This is a genomic window from Kocuria oxytropis (assembly GCF_040981195.1).
GTDB classification, from domain to species: domain Bacteria; phylum Actinomycetota; class Actinomycetes; order Actinomycetales; family Micrococcaceae; genus Kocuria; species Kocuria oxytropis.
The window spans coordinates 23,609-39,214 of the sequence record NZ_JAVFXA010000022.1; the positions used below are offsets into that span (position 1 = coordinate 23,609).

14 protein-coding genes are annotated in these 15,606 nt (G+C 74.1%); 3 read left to right on the forward strand and 11 right to left on the reverse strand.

The features are described from left to right. Nucleotides 1-35 precede the first annotated feature (35 nt). The gene (locus QYM41_RS16205; RefSeq protein WP_368800808.1) at nt 36-1,178 is read left to right on the forward strand and encodes a bifunctional 2-methylcitrate synthase/citrate synthase; all 1,143 of its coding nucleotides are present in this window, start codon (nt 36-38) and stop codon (nt 1,176-1,178) included. A gap of 85 nt (nt 1,179-1,263) precedes the next feature. On the opposite strand, the gene QYM41_RS16210 is transcribed toward QYM41_RS16205, so the two are convergent. From QYM41_RS16210 to QYM41_RS16255, 10 genes are all read right to left on the reverse strand, one after another. Continuing rightward, a complete protein-coding gene (locus QYM41_RS16210; protein ID WP_368800809.1) occupies nt 1,264-2,529 on the reverse strand; it encodes a D-alanyl-D-alanine carboxypeptidase family protein in 1,266 nt (421 codons plus the stop codon). A gap of 126 nt (nt 2,530-2,655) precedes the next feature. Further along, entirely contained in the window at nt 2,656-3,675 is a 1,020-nt protein-coding gene (locus tag QYM41_RS16215; protein WP_368800810.1) for a site-specific tyrosine recombinase XerD, read from the reverse strand. Further along, nucleotides 3,672-4,325: an NUDIX domain-containing protein gene (locus QYM41_RS16220; protein WP_368800811.1), complete on the reverse strand. Its 654-nt coding sequence runs from the start codon at nt 4,323-4,325 to the stop codon at nt 3,672-3,674. Before QYM41_RS16220 ends, QYM41_RS16215 begins: the two co-directional genes overlap by 4 nt. Nucleotides 4,326-4,476: 151 nt before the next feature. Continuing rightward, nucleotides 4,477-6,201 (reverse strand): CTP synthase, encoded by a 1,725-nt coding sequence (gene pyrG / locus QYM41_RS16225; RefSeq protein WP_368800812.1) that lies wholly within the window; start codon nt 6,199-6,201, stop codon nt 4,477-4,479. Nucleotides 6,202-6,237: 36 nt separating this feature from the next. Beyond that, complete coding sequence (gene recN / locus QYM41_RS16230) at nt 6,238-7,968, reverse strand: DNA repair protein RecN (protein ID WP_368800813.1); 1,731 nt, start codon at nt 7,966-7,968, stop codon at nt 6,238-6,240. Next, entirely contained in the window at nt 7,965-9,038 is a 1,074-nt protein-coding gene (locus QYM41_RS16235; protein ID WP_368800814.1) for an NAD kinase, read from the reverse strand. The genes recN and QYM41_RS16235 overlap by 4 nt, the downstream gene beginning before the upstream one ends. A 123-nt stretch (nt 9,039-9,161) precedes the next feature. Then, nucleotides 9,162-9,908, reverse strand: a complete 747-nt coding sequence (locus QYM41_RS16240; RefSeq protein ID WP_368800815.1) for a TlyA family RNA methyltransferase — start codon at nt 9,906-9,908, stop codon at nt 9,162-9,164. Next, nucleotides 9,905-10,159 (reverse strand): hypothetical protein, encoded by a 255-nt coding sequence (locus QYM41_RS16245; RefSeq protein WP_368800816.1) that lies wholly within the window; start codon nt 10,157-10,159, stop codon nt 9,905-9,907. Before QYM41_RS16245 ends, QYM41_RS16240 begins: the two co-directional genes overlap by 4 nt. Further along, nucleotides 10,156-11,160, reverse strand: coding sequence for an HAD-IIA family hydrolase (locus QYM41_RS16250; RefSeq protein ID WP_368800817.1), 1,005 nt, complete (start codon nt 11,158-11,160; stop codon nt 10,156-10,158). Before QYM41_RS16250 ends, QYM41_RS16245 begins: the two co-directional genes overlap by 4 nt. After that, a complete protein-coding gene (locus QYM41_RS16255; protein WP_368800818.1) occupies nt 11,153-12,283 on the reverse strand; it encodes a hypothetical protein in 1,131 nt (376 codons plus the stop codon). Before QYM41_RS16255 ends, QYM41_RS16250 begins: the two co-directional genes overlap by 8 nt. On the opposite strand from QYM41_RS16255, the gene QYM41_RS16260 reads away from it, so the two are divergent. Both QYM41_RS16260 and QYM41_RS16265 read left to right on the forward strand, forming a co-directional pair. Further along, nucleotides 12,221-13,309 carry a hypothetical protein gene (locus QYM41_RS16260; RefSeq protein WP_368800819.1) on the forward strand — a complete coding sequence of 363 codons (1,089 nt, stop codon included), beginning with the start codon at nt 12,221-12,223 and terminating at the stop codon, nt 13,307-13,309. The two genes, QYM41_RS16255 and QYM41_RS16260, sit on opposite strands and share 63 nt — an antisense overlap. A gap of 170 nt (nt 13,310-13,479) precedes the next feature. Next, the gene (locus QYM41_RS16265; RefSeq protein WP_368800820.1) at nt 13,480-14,718 is read left to right on the forward strand and encodes a dicarboxylate/amino acid:cation symporter; all 1,239 of its coding nucleotides are present in this window, start codon (nt 13,480-13,482) and stop codon (nt 14,716-14,718) included. A gap of 84 nt (nt 14,719-14,802) precedes the next feature. On the opposite strand, the gene QYM41_RS16270 is transcribed toward QYM41_RS16265, so the two are convergent. Continuing rightward, nucleotides 14,803-15,285, reverse strand: coding sequence for a GyrI-like domain-containing protein (locus QYM41_RS16270; protein ID WP_368800821.1), 483 nt, complete (start codon nt 15,283-15,285; stop codon nt 14,803-14,805). Between the last annotated feature and the right edge of the window lie 321 nt (nt 15,286-15,606).

Genomic DNA, 15,606 nt, shown 5'->3' on the forward strand with positions numbered 1-15,606 from the left:
GCACCGCACGCACCGAGCACGTGAAGGAGACCACCATGACCGAGACCCCCACCGAGGTCCACAAGGGACTGGCCGGCGTCGTCGCCGACTACACGGCCATCTCCAAGGTCAACCCGGACACCAACTCCCTGCTCTACCGCGGCTATCCCGTGCAGGAGCTGGCGGCGAACTGCTCGTTCGAGCAGGTCGCCCTGCTGCTGTGGAACGGCGAGCTGCCCACCGAGGAGGAGCTGGCGGAGTTCTCCACCCGGGAGCGGGCGCACCGTGCGCTCACGCCCGAGCTGACGGCGATCATCGACGCCCTGCCGACCACCTGCCACCCCATGGACGTCTGCCGCACCGCGGCCTCCGTCCTGGGCGCGCAGGACCCGCAGGCCGAGGACTCCTCCCCGGAGGCGAACCTGGCCAAGGCGCAGCGGCTGTTCGCGGCGATGCCCGCCGTCGTCTGCTACGACCAGCGCCGCCGCCGCGGCCAGGACGTCGTGGCACCGCGGGACGACCTCGGCTACTCCGCGAACTTCCTGTGGATGGCCTTCGGCGAGGAGGCCGACCCGGCGGTCGTCGAGGCGTTCAACACCTCGATGATCCTCTACGCGGAGCACTCCTTCAACGCCTCCACGTTCACGGCCCGGGTGGTGACCTCGACGCTGTCGGACCTGCACTCGGCGGTCACCGCCGCCATCGGCGCGCTCAAGGGCCCGCTGCACGGCGGGGCCAACGAGGCCGTGATGGAGACGTTCGTGGAGCTGGGCATCCGCAAGGAGGAGTCCGCCGCCGAGGCCGAGGCCCGCGCCAAGGCCTGGATGGACGACGCCCTGGCCGCCAAGAAGAAGGTCATGGGCTTCGGCCACCGCGTGTACAAGCACGGGGACTCCCGGGTGCCGACCATGAAGGCGGCCCTGGACACGATGATCGCCCACTACGGCCGGGACGAGCTGCTGGGCCTGTACAACGGGCTCGAGAAATCCATGGACGAGGCCAAGGGCATCAAGCCCAACCTCGACTACCCGGCGGGGCCCACCTACTGGCTCATGGGCTTCGACATCCCCACGTTCACGCCGCTGTTCGTCGCCGCCCGCATCACGGGCTGGACCGCCCACGTCATGGAGCAGGTGGCCGCCAACTCCCTCATCCGCCCGCTGTCCGAGTACAACGGGCCCGACGAGCGCCACCTGTAGCACGACACGAGACAGGGGGCGGGTCCGCGGACCCGCCCCCTGTCTCGCGCCCCGTCCGCCGCGGGGTGCACCGCCCCGGACCGGCTCAGTAGGTCGGCGCCGCCGGCAGCCCCATGTAGTGCTCGAGCGTGGGGATGCCCTGGTCCACCATCCCGGTGGCCACGTGCACCCCCACGTAGCGCAGGTGCCAGGGCTCGTAGGCGTAGCCCGTGGTCGCGGTCCGGCCGCGGGGGTACCGGACGACGAAGCCGTGCTCGTGGGCGTGCTCGCGCGCCCACGCCCCGGCCGGGGTCCCCTCGAAGCAGCTCTGCAGGCCGCACCGCCCGCTCGGGTCGCCGATGTCCATCACCAGACCCGTCTGGTGCTCGCTGTGCCCGGGGCGGGCGGAGATCAGGTCCGCCTGGGCCTGCCCGTAGAGCCCCACGTAGTGGCGGTACAGCCCCGCCTGCGTGGCGTAGGAGCGGTAGCCGCTCACGGCCGTCAGCGGTGCGCCATCCGCGGCGGCGGCGCGCTGCATCCGGCGGAACGCCGCGGCGGCGTCCGAGCGCAGGAGCTGCCCGCCCACGGACTCGAGCGGGCGCGGCACGTGGTCCGCCGGCACCAGGGGACGGCGCTTGTTGACGACGACGTAGACCGACGCGGCGCGGTCGATCTCCCGGGTCACCCGGGTCCCGGCGCCCCGGGCCCAGGTGATGCTCCCCCGCTGGAACGACTGCCGGCAGCCGCCCGCCCCGCAGGCCTCCGAGGAGACGGGATAGCCGAGGGCGCCGTGCTCCGCGCCCTGGCGCAGCCAGGCCGCCCGGATGGCGCCCCCGGTCGGGTGGGCGCCGCTCGCCCGCGACCAGAGCACGACCCCGCCCTCGAAGACCTGGTAGCAGCCGGCGTCGCGCAGTCCGCACACCTCGCGGCCCACCGGGTAGCCCAGCCGGCCGCGTTCCCAGTCCTGGGCGGCCCAGGCGGCGCGGATCGCGCCCCACGTGGGCCTCGCCCCGGTGCGCGGGGACCAGTGGATGGTCCCGCGCTCGAACGTCTGGTAGCAGCCGCCGCGGACGAGCCCGCACCGCTCGGGGCCGAGGGCGCTGCCGAGCCGTCCGGCGGTGCCGCCGAGCCGCTGGTGCTCGGCCTGGATCGCCGTGGCCCCGAACGCCGGGGTGCCGAGGCCCGGGAGCACCAGTCCCAGCGCGCACACCAGCACGAGCAGCATCCGGCGTGCCCGTCCGGTGACCGGGCGGCTCCCCGGGGAATGACCCCGGGCGATCGGCCGGCGGCACGTCCCGGTGGTCTCCGGGAGGTGCGGCCGGGTGCCGCCCCGGCCGGCCAGTCGGTCGCTTCCCTGGGTGCTCTCGCGCATGACGTCCCCGTCCGTCCGCCGGGCGGAGCGCCCGGCCGTGCAACCAGGCTAGGCCGACGGCGGGCGTTCCCGATAGCACCGCCGGGTGTGTGACGTCACCGGGTCGGACCGCCGGTCACGCGGGGGCTACCGCGCGCGGGGGTGGGCGGCGGCGTAGACCTCCCGGAGGGAGTCCACGGTCACCAGGGTGTAGACCTGCGTGGTGCTCACCGACGCGTGGCCGAGCAGCTCCTGGACCACGCGCAGGTCGGCGCCGCCCTCCAGCAGGTGCGTCGCGAAGGAGTGCCGCAGCGTGTGCGGGGTGATGCGCTCGCCCAGGCCCACCCGCTCCGCGGCGCTGCGGACCGTGGTCCAGGCCGTCTGGCGGCTGATCCGCCCGCCCCGGGCGTTGAGGAACAGCGCGGGGGTGCCCCTGCCCCGGGCGGCCAGTGCGGGCCGGCCCCGCACGAGCCACTCGTCCACCGCACGCACGGCCCAGGAGCCGAGCGGGACCATCCGCTCCTTGCCGCCCTTGCCGAACAGGCGCACGAAGGGCATGCCGGCCCCGCTCTGCTCCGGCTCCCCGCTCCGGCGCACGGCCCGGGACAGGTCGTCGACGTCGAGGCCGGTCGCCTCCGAGATGCGGGCACCGGTCGAGTAGAGCAGCTCCAGCAGCGCCCGGTCCCGCAGCTGCTGCGGGGTGTCCGTCCCGGTCGACTCGAGCAGGGCCGTGACCTGCTCGACCGGGATCGCCTTCGGCAGCCGCATCCCGGGAGTGGGCGGCTGGACGGCAGCGGCGGGATCCGTGCGGGTGAGACCCTCCAGGGCCCAGAAGCGGTGGGCGCCCCGGACCGCGACGAGGGTGCGCGCGGCGCTGCGGGTGCTCAGGGGTGCCCGCTCCCCGGACCCGGCGGAGAGGTCCCGCAGGAAGTCGCGCACGTGTCCGGTGGTGATGCCCTCCGGCGCGGTCACGGGCGGGTCGGTGTGCTCGCGCAGGTGCTCGGCGTAGCGGCGCAGGTCCCGCCGGTACGCGGCCAGCGTGTTGGCGGCGAGGCCCCGTTCGACGGCCAGGTGCTGCAGATAGCGCTCCAGGGCGCGCTCGAGGCCGTCCCCGGGGCCGTCCGGGCAGGATTCCCGGGAGGACGCGCCGGCCGGGGTTCCGGTCACCGCAGGTCCGGGTGACCGGGCCAGGGCGCGTCGGCGGGGCGCAGGGACCGGTAGCCCTCCGCGCGGGCGGCGTGGGCGGCGAGGATCCCGATCACGGCGGCGGGCGAGTTGAGCCGGCCCTCGAGCACCGCCCGCACGGCGCCGTCGAGCGGCACCCACGCCCCGTGGATCTCCGCCTCCTCGCCCTCGCGCTCGTGCCGGTCGTGGCCGGGGACGTCGCTCGGGCCCCGGGCCAGGAAGACGCGGTTGGCCTCGGACGAGGAGCCGGGGCTGTTGTGGAAGTCCACGAGGACGTCCCAGCGCTCGGCGCGCAGATCGGCCTCCTCCGCGAGCTCCCGCTGCGCCGCCGCGGCCGGGTCCTCGCCCTCGACGTCCAGCAGGCCGGCGGGGATCTCCCACATGGTCATCCCGACCGGCCGCCGGTACTGGTTGATGAGGAACACCTCGTCCCGGTCGTTGAGCACGAGCACGGACACGGCGCCGGGGTGGGTGATGTAGTCCCGGCGGAGAGGATCCTCCCCCCGGGCGAGCTCGAACTCGTCGCGCCGGACGTCCCAGATGAAGCCCTCGTAGACCGTCTCGGAGGCCACGGTGCGACGGTCGCTGTGCTGGTCGGAGAGCTCCTCGGCGGCGAGGTGACGGATGTCCATGGGAGACCTCTTTCGATCGGCCGCCGATCCGCGACGGCGGGGGCGGCGGGCGTGGGGCGGGCGGAGGCGGGGCGGGCGGGACGCTGCAGGCGCCGGCCCCTCGGGGACGCGGCGCCTGCACCGGGCTGCCCGTCCGGGGACGGGCGGGGGCTCAGCGGCCCTCGGCCTCGCGCCGCTCGAGGGCGGCCTTCACGAGGCCGTCGAAGAGCGGGTGCGGTCGGGTGGGGCGGGACATGAGCTCGGGGTGCGCCTGGGTGCCCACGTAGTACGGGTGCACCTCGGCGGGCAGCTCCACGAACTCCACGAGGGTCCCGCCCGGGGAGGTGCCCGAGACCACGAGACCGGCCTCCTCGAGACGCTCGCGGTACTCGTTGTTGACCTCGTAGCGGTGCCGGTGGCGCTCCTTGACCCGGGTGGAGCCGTAGGCCCCGGCCACCACGGACCCGGAGCGCAGCTGCGCGTCGTAGAGGCCCAGGCGCATGGTGCCGCCGAGATCACCGGCGCCCTCCACGAACTGCTTCTGCTCGTCCATGGTCGCCACGACCGGGTGCTCGGTCTCCGGCTCGAACTCCGTGGAGGAGGCGTCGGCCAGCCCCAGCTCCGTGCGGGCGTACTCGATGACCATGCACTGGAGTCCCAGGCACAGGCCGAGAGTGGGGATGCTGTGCTCCCGGGCGAAGCGCAGGGTGCCGAGCTTGCCCTCGATGCCGCGGATGCCGAAACCTCCCGGCACGCAGATCGCGTCGACGTCGCCGAGCTCGCGCTGGGCGCCCTCCGGCGTCTCGCACAGGTCCGAGGCCACCCACTTGATCTTCACCCGGGCGTCGTTGGCGAAGCCGCCGGCCCGCAGCGCCTCGGAGACGGACAGGTAGGCGTCCGGCAGGTCGATGTACTTGCCGACCATGGCCACCGTGACGAAGTGGGAGGGTTCGTGCACGGCCTTGAGCAGCCGCTCCCACTGCGCCAGGTCGGCGTCCCGGTAGTCCAGGCCCAGGTAGTCGAGGATGTAGGTGTCGAGGCCCTGGGAGTGCAGGGTCCTCGGGATGTCGTAGATGCTCGGGGCGTCCGGGCAGGAGATCACGGCGTCGTGGTCGACGTCGCAGGCGTTGCCGATCTTGCGCAGCATCGTGTCCGGGACCTGCCGGTCGGAGCGCAGTACCAGGGCGTCCGGCTGGATGCCGAGCCCGCGCAGGGCGGCCACGGAGTGCTGGGTCGGCTTGGTCTTCAGCTCGCCGGAGGGCCCGATGTACGGGATGAGGGACACGTGCAGGTAGAACACGTTGCGGCGGCCGACGTCCTGGCGGACCTGCCGGGCGGCCTCGAGGAACGGCTGGGACTCGATGTCACCGACCGTTCCGCCGATCTCCGTGATGATGATGTCCGGCTGGTCCTCGTCCTGAGCGCGGCGGCGCATCCGGTTCTTCAGCTCGTCGGTGATGTGGGGGATGACCTGCACGGTGTCCCCGAGGTACTCGCCCCGGCGCTCCTTGGCGATCACGGTGGAGTAGACCTGGCCGGTGGTCACGTTGGCGGAGGCGTCGAGGTTCTCGTCCAGGAAGCGCTCGTAGTGGCCGATGTCGAGGTCGGTCTCCGCACCGTCGTCGGTCACGAAGACCTCGCCGTGCTGGAAGGGGTTCATGGTGCCCGGATCGACGTTGAGGTACGGATCCAGCTTCTGCATGGTCACGGAGAGCCCGCGGGCCCGCAGCAGCATGCCGAGGGACGAGGCGGTCAGGCCCTTGCCGAGGGAGGAGGCCACGCCGCCCGTCACGAAGATCTGGCGGGTCACCTTGCCCGGTCGCTGGTTTTCGGTCTGCTGTGCGCCGGCCTCGTGGGCGGCTTCGTTTGCATTCACCACGGAATTCGACCCTATCATTCTTGTCCTCCCGGGACCTCGGTTGCGTGCTGGGGATCACCGTGCGGAGGGACCGCGGAGCACCGCCCCGCGGACCAGCTCCCGGGCGTGCTCGCGCGCCGCCGCGGAGTCCTCGTGGCCCGCGAGCATGCGGGCCAGCTCCACCACGCGCTCCTCCTCGTCCAGCACGCGCACGTCGCTGACGGTGGCGTCCGGGCTCTTGGTGACGAGGATGTGCTGGTCGGCGAAGGCCGCGACCTGCGGCAGGTGCGTCACCACGAGCACCTGGACGTGCTGGGCGAGCATCTTCAGCCTGCGGCCGATCTCCACCGCGGCCTTGCCGCCCACCCCCGAGTCCACCTCGTCGAAGACGAAGGTCGGCACCGGGTCCACGGCGGCCAGGACCACCTCGATGGCGAGCATGAGCCGGGACAGCTCGCCGCCGGAGGCGCCCTTGCCGAGGGGCCGCGGGGCGGCGGCGGCGTGCGGCTTGAGCAGGAACGCGATCTCGTCCCGCCCGTGGCCGGTGAACTCCTCCGTGGGCTCCACGTCGATGACGAGGGAGGCGTTCGGCATGGCCAGGGCCGTGAGCTCGGCGCTGACGGCGTCGGAGAGCCGGTGCGCCGCGTCCCGGCGCCGCTCGGTCATCCTCGTGGCCAGCTCGCTGAGCTCCCCGTGCAGCTGCTCGAGGCGGGCGCGGAGCTCCTGCTCCCGCGCGGGGTCGTCGGTGAGCTCGTCGAGGCGGGCCCGCGAGCGCCCGGACCACTCGAGGACCTCGTCCACGGTGGCGCCGTACTTGCGGGTCAGTGCCTTGAGCTTGGCCCGCCGGGCCTCCACCTCGGCCAGCCGCGCGGGGCCCTCGTCGTCGAGCCCCGAGGCGTAGCCGGAGAGGTCCGCGGCGATGTCGTTGACGAGCACGGCCAGCTCGGCGACCCGCCCGGACAGCTCCTCCAGGTCGCGGTCGGAGCCGGCCTCCTGCTCCAGGGCCCGGTGGGCCGCCGCCACGAGGGTGGTCGCGTCCGGGGTGTCGCCGTCGCCGAACTCCCCGCCGCTGAGGGCGGCGTGGGCCGTGAGCGCCGCGGCGCGCAGCTGCTCGAGGTTGGTCAGCTTCTGGCTCTCCTGGTCGAGGCGCTCGTCCTCCCCCGGCTGGGGGTCCACGGCGTCGATCTCCTCGAGCGCGCCCCGCAGGCTCTGCGCCTCGAGGGCCCGCTCCCGGCCGTGCTCGGTGACCTCCCGCAGCGTCTGTTGCACGGAGCGGTACTCGGCGAGCAGCCCTCGGTAGCGTCCGAGCTCCGCGGCCAGCTCGTCCCCCGCGTACTGGTCCAGGGCGTGGCGCTGGGCGGCCGGGGACTTCAGCCGCAGCTGGTCGGACTGGCCGTGCACGGCCACCAGGGTCTGCCCGACGGCCGAGAGCGTGCCCACGGGCGCGGACCGGCCACCGACGTGGGCGCGGCTGCGCCCCTCCGCGGTGACCGTCCGCGCGACCGTCACGAGGGCCTCCTCGGCGGCGCCGACGGTCTCGACGTCGACCGCCCCGCCCGCGTCCTCGACGAGGGCCGCGGCAGGGTGACCGGCCGGGACCCGCACCACGGCCTCGGCGACGGCCCGGGGCGCCCCGGAGCGCACCGCGCCGGCGTCGGACCGGTTGCCCAGGAGCATCCCGAGGGCGGTGACCACCATGGTCTTGCCCGCGCCGGTCTCACCGGAGAGGATGCTCAGCCCCGGTCCCAGCGGGAGCACGGCGTCGGTGATGACGCCGAGGTCGTGGATGCGGATCTCCTCGATCATGCGGCCGGGCCCCCGTCCTCGTCCCGGACGGGGTGGCGCGGCGGGTCCGGTTCGTGGGGCATCTCGTGCCCCACGGTGGACTTCTGCGGCTCCTGCGCCTGCCCGCCGGCGAGCCGGTCGCCGCGCACGACCGGCAGGGCCGTGGTCCGGGCCGCGGCGGCCTCCCCGGCGGGCACGGGTCCGCGCCAGCCGCTCGTGGGCAGCTCGAACTTCTTCACGAGCCGCTCCGAGAAGGGGGTGCGGTGCATCCGCGCGAGGTTGACCGCCTTCGGGGACCGGACCACCTCGATCCGGGAGCCGGGCGGCAGCTCCGTGGTCCGGCGCCCGTCGCACCACAGCACGCCGCGGGCGTCGGTGCGGGTGAGGACCTCGACGGCCATCATGGAGTTCGGGGAGATGACCAGGGGCCGGGAGAAGAGGGCGTGGGCGCTGAGGGGCACCATGAGCAGCGCCTCGACCTCGGGCCAGACGACGGGCCCGCCCGCGGAGAACGCGTAGGCGGTGGAGCCGGTCGGCGTCGCGAGGACCACGCCGTCGCAGCCGAAGGTGCTCAGCGGCCGGCGGTCGACCTCGATGACCACCTCGACCATCTTCTCGCGGTCGCCCTTCTCCACCGACGCCTCGTTGAGCGCCCAGGTGTGCAGGACCTTCTTCTCGTCCTGCCACACGGTCACGTCGATGGTCATGCGCTGCTCCACCGTGTAGCGCCCGTCCACGATGGCCTCCACGGACTCCCGGAGGTCGGAGCGCTCGCTCTCGGCGAGGAAGCCCACGTGGCCGAGGTTCACCCCCAGCAGCGGGGTGTCCACGCTGCGGACCAGTTCGGCGGCGCGCAGGATCGAGCCGTCCCCGCCGAGCACCATGACGAGCTCGATCTCCCGCAGGGAGACGTCCTCCTCGATGACCTCCACGGGGGCGAGGGGCACGGCGTCCTCGTGCAGCGCTTCGAGGTCGTCCCGTGAGATCACCGGCACCAGGCCGGCCTCGTGCAGCTGGAGACAGGAGTCGCGAGCGGCGTCCTTGGCCTCTTGCCGCCCCATGTGGGCCATGACCAGGATCTTTCTGCTCACCGGGACCTCCCGTTCTCGACTTCGCGGTGCACGCGGGCGTCGTCGGGGCCGGGACCGGCCCGTGGCGCGCGCCGTGCCCGCGGACCGGGCACAGCTCACCACCCTACGCGAGGGCGAGGACACTCAGGACGGGCGCTCCCGCCGGCACCAGAGGAAGAACTCGTGGTTGCCGTCCTGACCCGGCAGGGGGCTGCGCTCCCGGCCCCGGACGGAGAGCCCGTGGGTGCGGGCCGCGGCGGCCACCGCCTCCACGGCACGGGCGCGCTCGTGCTCGCTCGTCACCACGCCCGTGCGCGCGAGGCGGTCGGCGCCGACCTCGAACTGCGGCTTGACCATGAGCACGAGGTCCCCGCCGGGCACCGTGGCCGCCGTCAGCGCTTCGAGGACCAGGGTCAGTGAGATGAAGGAGAGGTCGCAGACCGTGAGCTCCGCCGGGCCGCCGATGTCCTCGGGGCGCATCCAGCGCACGTTCAGTCCCTCGAGCACCCGGACCCGGGGATCGGCCCGCAGCGAGGGGGCGAGCTGGTCGTGGCCGACGTCCACGGCGACCACCTCCCGGGCGCCCTCCCGCAGCAGCACGTCGGTGAACCCTCCGGTCGAGGCACCGGCGTCGAGGCAGCGCTTGCCGGACACGGCCACGTCCGGGAACGCCGCGAGTGCGCCCGCGAGCTTGTGCCCGGCCCGGCTGACGTAGTCGGGGGTCCCGGCGGGACGGACCACCAGCAGGTCGTCGGGGCCGACCCGGGCCGAGGGCTTCGTCGCCGCCCGGCCGTTCACGAGCACCCGTCCCTCCCCGATCCACCGGGCGGCCACGGTGCGGGAGCGCGCCAGCGCGCGCGCCGTCAGCTCCTGGTCCAGACGGGGGCTCACCGCGGACCCGCCCCCTCCTGCCCCGTCCGGGTGCCGGGGACGAGGCCGGCGGGCACGGCGCCCGGCTCGGCCTCGAGCTCCGCGACGAGCGCCGCGTGCAGCTCCTCGAAGCGCGCGGGGTGCTCGGCGACCGGCAGCGCGTCCAGCTCCCCGGCGCGCCGGAGCACCGCGTCCACCCCGGCGTGGCCGGTCGGTCGCAGCGCCGCGGTGTCCGTCCCGGCCGCGTGCGCCGGATCGGCGCCGCCGGTCACGCCCCCGTCCCCCACTCCGGGTCGGGGTCCGTGGGGACGTCGGTGTCGGGGTGCGCCGCCCACCAGGCCGCGCACGCGGCCCGCCAGGCGTCGAGATCGTCCCGGTCGCCGCGGATCCGCAGCCGGGTGCCGTCCGTGGCGGCCTCCGCCGCACCGCAGCGGGCGGTGTGCCCCTCCTCCGTGGCCGTGGCCACGGCCTCGGGGTACGGCTCGAAGAGCGCCTCCAGGGTTTCGACGACGTGGTCGGGGCGCTCAGCGGTGCACGCGGCGAGGATCGTGTGCACGGTGTCCACGCCGGTGAGGACCGCGACGGTCGAGAAGCCCGCGGCGTTGCCTCCCCGGATGTCGGTGTCCAGCCGGTCCCCCAGCACCACGGGCCGGGTGCTGCCCGCCCGTTCAGCGGCCGTGCGGAAGATGGGCGCCTCCGGCTTCCCGGCGACCAGCGGAGGCCGTGCCGTGGTGGCGGCCACCGCCGCCACCAGGGTGCCGTTGCCCGGAGCCAGGCCGCGTGCCTGCGGGATGGTGCGGTCGGTGTTGGTCGCGACCCACAGCACGTCCGGATCGGCCAGCGTGTACGCCGCCTCGGCCAGCTCGGCCCAGCCGAGTCCGGGGTCGAAGCCCTGGATCACGGCCCGGGGCTCCTCGGATTGGGCGCGGACCGGGACGAGCCCGGCGTCCGCCACGACGTCGGCCAGGGCCCGGGAACCGGTGACGAGCACGCGGGTGCCCGAGGGGACGCGCTGCGCCAGGAGCTCGGCACCGGCCTGGGCGGCGCTCACCACGCCCTCGGGTCCTGTGGGGACACCGAGGTCCGTCAGGTGCTCGGCGACCGTCGCGACGGAACGGGAGGCGTTGTTGGTCACGAACACCACGGGCACGCCGTCCGCCGAGATCCTGCGGAGGGCCTCCGGGGCCCCGGGGATGGCGTGGGGGCCGGCGTAGACGACGCCGTCCAGATCGCTCAGGACGGCGTCGAACCGGTCGATCAGCCGCTCAGCCACGCTCGGGGCCCCCGTCCGCGCCGTCGGCGTCACCGGCCTCCGCGAGGTCCGCGTCGTCGTCCGGGTCGAGATCGGGCTCCGCGCCGCCCTCGAAGTCGTCGTCGGGGTCCAGGTCCTGCTCGCGGCCGCCCGCTTCGTCCTCCCGGTCCTCGTCCTCCTGCTCCTCGTCCTCCGGCCCGGCGCCGTCGTCGAGGACGCCGTCGGAGCGTTCGGACGGATCGTCGTCCAGGTCACCGCGAGGGTCGTCCCCGGGGTCCTCGGCGGCCGTCCGCGCCGCCGCCCCGGTGCTCGCCACGACGGCCTCCGGTGCGTCCGCCTCCGCGGGGTCCGTGTCCTGGGCGTCGTCCAGGACCACGCCGCCGGCCGGCACCTGTTCGGTCTCGTCCTCGTCGTCGAAGTCGATGATCTCCGGCTCGGCGAACTGTCCCGTGCCCAGGGCGGCCTCGGCCACCACCGCCTGCCGGTCCCACGTCAGGGCCTCCTGTCCCCGTCCCACACCGCGCAGGGCCTCGGCGTAGGCGCGGAACAGACGGGGGCTGTAGGCGAAGCCGCGGTTCTTGTCGAGCTGCGGGATGCTCAGGGCGTCCACCGCGCCCTGGGCATCGCCCTGGTCCCGCCGCATCCCGGCCAGGACGATCGCCAGCTCCACCCGCTCGGCGGGTTCGAGCGACTGCGCGGCCTCGGACGCGGCGAGCTCCACGGCCTTGTCCAGGCGACCGAGCGCCCGCTCGCAGTCGACCATGAGGGGGAGGTGGACCTCCGCGCCGGTCATCCGACGGAACGTGCGCAGCTCCTTGAGCGCCAGCGCGAAGTCGCCTGCCTCGTAGGCCGCGAGCCCGGTCGCCTCCCGGACCGCGGCGATGCGGCCCCCGCGCCGCCCTGCCGCCTGCGCGTGCTCGAGAGCGAGCTCGGGGGCGTCGAACAGGTAGCGGCCGGCCATGACCAGGTGCTTCGCGACGGCCTCGGCGTTGCGCGGTTCGAGGGCCCCCAGCTGGGCCCGGGTCGGCTTGTCGAGCTCACGGCCCGTGATGTCCTCGTCGACCTCGGGCGCACGATGACGGTGGGTCGAGACGTCGTCCCGGTCCGCACGGGGGCCGCGGTAGCCCTCGGCGCGGTCCGGCAAGCCTCCGCGACGGTCACTCCGCGGGCCGTACCCGCCGCGGCGATCGTCCTGGCGGTCGTCACGGCGGCCCCGGTAGCCCTCGCCCTCACGACGCGGGCCCCGCTCACCCGAACGCTCATCACGCCGACGGTCATCGCCATAGCCCCCACGGCGCTCACCCTCGCGCCGGTCACCACGATCACCGCGCGGGGCGTAGCCACCACGGTCATTCCGCGGGGCGTAGCCCCCTCGGCGGTCGTCCTGACGGTCGTCACGCCGGCGGTCGTCGCCGTAGCCACCACGCCGCTCACCACGATCACCACGGTCACTCCGGGGTGCGTAGCCGCCCCGGCGATCGTCCTGACGGTCGTCACGGCGGCCCCGGTAGCCCTCGCCCTCACGACGCGGGCCCCGCTCACCCGAACGCTCATCACGCCGACGGTCATCGCCATAGCCGCCACGGCGCTCACCCTCGCGCCGGTCACCACGATCACCGCGCGGGGCGTAGCCACCACGGTCATTGCGGGGAGCGTAGCCACCACGACGGTCGTCCTGACGGTCGGCGCCGTAACCACCACGACGCTCACCCTCGCGCCGCTCACCCCGATCGCTCCGGGGGGCGTAGCCGCCCCGGCGATCGTCCTGACGGTCGTCACGGCGGCCCCGGTAGCCCTCGCCCTCACGACGCGGGCCCCGCTCACCCGAACGCTCATCACGCCGACGGTCGCCGCCATAGCCGCCACGGCGCTCACCCTCACCCCGGTCACCCCGGGGGGCGTAGCCGCCCCGGCGGTCCTCCTGGCGGTCGTCACGCCGACGGCCGTCCCCGCTCCTGCCGGAGTCGCCCCGCGGATCGGAGCCGCGCCCCCGGGCGCCACCGCTGCGGTCCCCATCGCGCGCGTCGCGGGACGGGGACCGCCGTCCGTCGTCGAACCGGCCGCGGGACGGCGCGCCGGAACGGTCGCCCTCACGCCCTGTTCCCGCTCCGGACCGGCGGTCGCCGGAGGATCCGTTCCGACGCTCGTCCCGGGACCCGTGCTGGAATGACTCGGACACGTACCGCTCCTCTGTGCCGACGCAGCGCCGGGCGACTGTGGTGGTGGTCGGCGTGGCCGCAGAGCGGTCCGCCGAGCTGATCGCCCCCCATTGTATAAGCAGGCCCGGGAGCGCCCCGTCCCGATTCGCCCCCGGCTGGACCACCGGCCGATGATAGGTCCATGACCAAGAAACCTCTCACGTCCCACCTCCTGGTGCGCGTGCTGCTCGGGATCGTCCTGGGCGTCGCCTGCGGCCTGTTCTTCCCCGAACCGCTCGCCCGCCTCTTCCTGACGTTCAACGGACTCTTCAGCGCCTTCCTCGGCTTCCTCATCCCCCTGCTGATCGTCGGCCTCGTCACCCCGGCCATCGGCGACCTCGGCCGCGGGGCCGGCAAGTGGCTGGGCGTCACCGCGGGCATCGCGTACGCGTCCACGGTCCTCTCCGGTCTGCTGGCCTTCCTCGTCGCGCGCACGCTCTACCCGTGGCTGCTCAGCGGGGAGCGTGCGGTGGACTCCCTGGCCAGTCCGGAGGACAGTGCCCTCACCGGGTTCTTCGCCCTGGAGATGGAACCCGTCTTCGGCGTCATGACGGCCCTGCTGCTCGCCTTCTGCCTGGGCGTGGGCATCACCCTGATCCCCGGCGACACCCTCCACCGGAGCATGGACGACCTCCGGCGGATCATCATGCGCATCGTGGAGCTGGTGATCATCCCGCTCCTGCCGCTCCACATCTTCGGCATGTTCATGGGTCTCACCATGAACGGGCAGATCCTGGTGGTCGTCTCCGCCTTCTCGAAGGTGGTGCTCGTCGCCCTCGTCCTGTCCGTCGTGCTGCTCGCCGCCCAGTACGTGGCCGCCGGGATCTATGCGGGCCGCAATCCCCTGGTCCTGCTGAGGAGCATGCTCCCGGCCTATGCCACCGCACTGGGCACGTCGTCGTCCGCCGCGACCATCCCCGTCACGCTCCGGTGCGTGGAGCGCAACGGCGTCCGCCCGGCGGTCGCAGGCTTCGTGGTGCCGTTGAGCGCGACGATCCATCTCGCCGGCTCCACCTTGAAGATTGTGCTCTTCTCGGCGGCCGTCATGACGATCACGGGCACGCCCATCGACGACGTCGCCTACGTGGGGTTCATCCTCATGCTCGGCATCACCATGGTTGCCGCCCCCGGTGTCCCCGGCGGTGCCATCATGGCCGCCATCGGCCTGCTGCAGGGCATGCTCGGCTTCGACGAGACCGCCGTGGCACTGATGATCGCCACGTACATCGCCATCGACTCCGTCGGCACGGCCACGAACGTCACCGGGGACGGCGCCATCGCCGTGGTCGTGGACAAGCTCATCGGCCGTCGGACCGCGCCCGGGCCGGACGCGGCGACGACGGACCTGCAGGAGCCCTCCGAGGCGTCCTTCCGCGGCTGACCGACGGCCTCCTGCCGCCCGGCACGACAAAGGCCCCGACCGCGTGGTCGGGGCCTTCCTCGTGGCGCGGAGGACGTCCGGCAGTCAGCGGAGCGCCCAGTGCAGCCGCGTCACCATGTCCGCGGGGTCGTCCCCGGGGCGGGGTTCGGTCAGGTACACCTCCCACATCCGGTCGCCGAGCGCGAGGCCCTGCTGCTGCGCCCACTCCGCGAGGTGCTGCCAGGACCGCCCCAGGTCCTCGTAGTCGCCGCGGTGCACCGACGTGACCGTCCGCGTGGCCGGGAGCCGGTGCGCGACGACGGCGCCCTGGGCGCTCACCGCGCCCCGGACGGGGAACCCGACCTTGACGTGGACGGTCTCCGCCGGCACACCTTGGTAGACGGCCATCGGCGGCCCGGAGGGCTCGAAGGCACCGGCTGCCGCGGCGCGTCCCAGCTCGCCGAACGCCCGGTCGAAGAAGTCCCGCAGTTCGTGCATGGGCACCACCCCGGTGATCACGGCGGTCGCCTGCTCGTCCTGTTCGCTCACCCGAGGGCTCTCGGAAGTCTCCTGCATCTCGTCGTCCATGCCGCCATTGTCCGCCTGAACCGGAGCTCGCGTGCATGTGACGGTCCCGCCGGCCACTGACGGGAGACACCCGCCACCGACCCGGCCGGCCACCTCGATCGCGGCCGGATCGTCGGCTGATCCCCGGCCGGCGGAACGCGCGGGCCTTGGAACGGGCACAGGCCCTCACCGTGGTGGTGGGGGCCTGCGGGGGTGGTGGGGGGGATGAGGGGAGCCCCCGCACGGTGGTGTGCGGGGGCTCGACCCTGGTGGTGTGGTCCGGCGGTGTCCTACTCTCCCACACCCTTCCGGGTGCAGTACCATCGGCGCTGTGGGTCTTAG

Excerpts from the sequence above, each read along its gene's own strand:
- pyrG (WP_368800812.1), bottom strand. The coding sequence starts at position 6,201 with ATGATAGGGTCGAATTCCGTGGTGAATGCAAACGAAGCCGCCCACGAG.
- recN (WP_368800813.1), bottom strand. The coding sequence starts at position 7,968 with ATGATCGAGGAGATCCGCATCCACGACCTCGGCGTCATCACCGACGCC.
- QYM41_RS16270 (WP_368800821.1), bottom strand. The coding sequence starts at position 15,285 with ATGGACGACGAGATGCAGGAGACTTCCGAGAGCCCTCGGGTGAGCGAA.
- QYM41_RS16205 (WP_368800808.1), top strand. The coding sequence starts at position 36 with ATGACCGAGACCCCCACCGAGGTCCACAAGGGACTGGCCGGCGTCGTC.
- QYM41_RS16220 (WP_368800811.1), bottom strand. The coding sequence starts at position 4,325 with ATGGACATCCGTCACCTCGCCGCCGAGGAGCTCTCCGACCAGCACAGC.
- QYM41_RS16265 (WP_368800820.1), top strand. The coding sequence starts at position 13,480 with ATGACCAAGAAACCTCTCACGTCCCACCTCCTGGTGCGCGTGCTGCTC.
- QYM41_RS16210 (WP_368800809.1), bottom strand. The coding sequence starts at position 2,529 with ATGCGCGAGAGCACCCAGGGAAGCGACCGACTGGCCGGCCGGGGCGGC.